Below are 1532 nucleotides of genomic sequence, written 5' to 3'. Positions count from 1 at the left end.
CGCGCGGCCGGTCAGGGCGGCGGCAGCGGCGGATGGGCGGGAAACTGCACGCTGAACCGGGCGCCCGGCGGCACTTGGCCGGGGTGCGCGTCTTCCAGTTGCACGGTGGCGCTGTGCTGGCGCGCGATCTCCAGCACGATCGGCAGGCCCAGGCCCGAGCCGTCCGCGTCGTTGCCCAGCACGCGATAGAAGGGGCGGAACACCAGTTCGCGCTCGGCCAGCGGCACGCCGGGGCCCGAATCTTCGACCTGCAGCAGCAGCACGTGGCCGAAGGTGTCGGCCAGCACCCGCGCGGTGATGATCCCCGGCGCCCCGGGCCCCGAGGGCGTGTAGTTGATCGCGTTGTCCAGCAGGTTGCGCGCCAGCTCCTTGAGCAGCGTGGGATTGCCCTCCATCCACACGCCGGGCGCACCGGGCTCGGCGCCCTCGTACCCCAGGTCGATATGCTTTTCCAGGGCGCGCGGCACGCAGTCGCGCACCACCTCGATCACCAGCCGGGCCAGGTCCACCGGTTGCCGCGCCAGGGCCGTTCCACTGCCTTCCGCGCGGGCCAGGGCCAGCAGCTGGTTCACCGTGTGCGTGGCGCGGATGCTGGAGCGGCCGATCTGCTGCAGCGATCGCTTCAACTCCTCGGTGCTGGTGCCTTCGCGCTGCGCCAGGTCGGCCTGCATGCGCAGCCCGGCCAATGGCGTCTTGAGCTGGTGCGCCGCATCGGCCAGAAAGCGCTTTTGCGTGGCCAGCGAGTCGCTGAGCCGGCCCAGCAGATCGTTCACCGAGTCCACCAATGGCGCCACCTCCAGCGGCACCGCCTTGTGGTCGAGCGGCGAAAGGTCGTCGGGCTTGCGGGCGCGGATGCGCTCCTCCAGCAGGCTCAAGGGCTGGATGCCGCGCGCCAGGGCCAGCCACACCAGCAGCACGGCCAGCGGCAGGATCACGAACTGCGGCAGCATCACGCCCTTGATGATTTCCGTGGCCAGCACGCTGCGCTTTTCGCGCGTCTCGGCCACCTGCACCAGCGCGGCCGGCGCGCCCGGCAGCGGCACCCGCACCCAGATGGACGCCACGCGGATCTCGATGCCGCGCAGCTCGGCATCGCGCAGGCGAACTTCGCCGGACAGGGGGCGCTCGTCCTCGGGCGGCGGCGGGCGCGGCAGGTCGCGCTCGCCCGAGAGGAACTCGCCCGTGGGCGAGACCACTTGGTAGTAAACGATGTCGGATTCGTCGGCACGCAGGATTTCGCTGGCCGGCTGCGGCAGGTTGAACTGCGCCTTGCCGCCCTGCACCGTGACCAGTTGGGCCAGGGCGTGGGCGTTGTACTCCAGCGCGCGGTCGAAGGGCTTGTTGGCCAGGCCCTGCGCCACCAGCCAGGTGAGCGCCAGGCTCACGGGCCACAGCAGCAGGAGCGGCGTGAGCATCCAGTCCAGGATCTCGCCGAAGAGGGAGCGCTGCTCGCGCTGGAAGATCTTCAAGACAGGACGCCGGTGGAGGGGTTCAAGCCAAAAGGGCCGTCAGCGCAATCATCACTAGGGCAT

At 70.5% G+C, this 1532-nt stretch carries 1 protein-coding gene; it reads right to left on the bottom strand.

From position 1 onward, the window contains the following. Positions 1-11: 11 nt before the first annotated feature. Positions 12-1469, bottom strand: coding sequence for a sensor histidine kinase N-terminal domain-containing protein (locus AC27IQ_RS24310; protein WP_487091102.1), 1458 nt, complete (start codon positions 1467-1469; stop codon positions 12-14). Positions 1470-1532: the final 63 nt, after the last annotated feature.

This window comes from Acidovorax sp. KPB24-07 (assembly GCF_057543315.1).
This window is presented reverse-complemented; position numbering and strand designations above follow the sequence as displayed.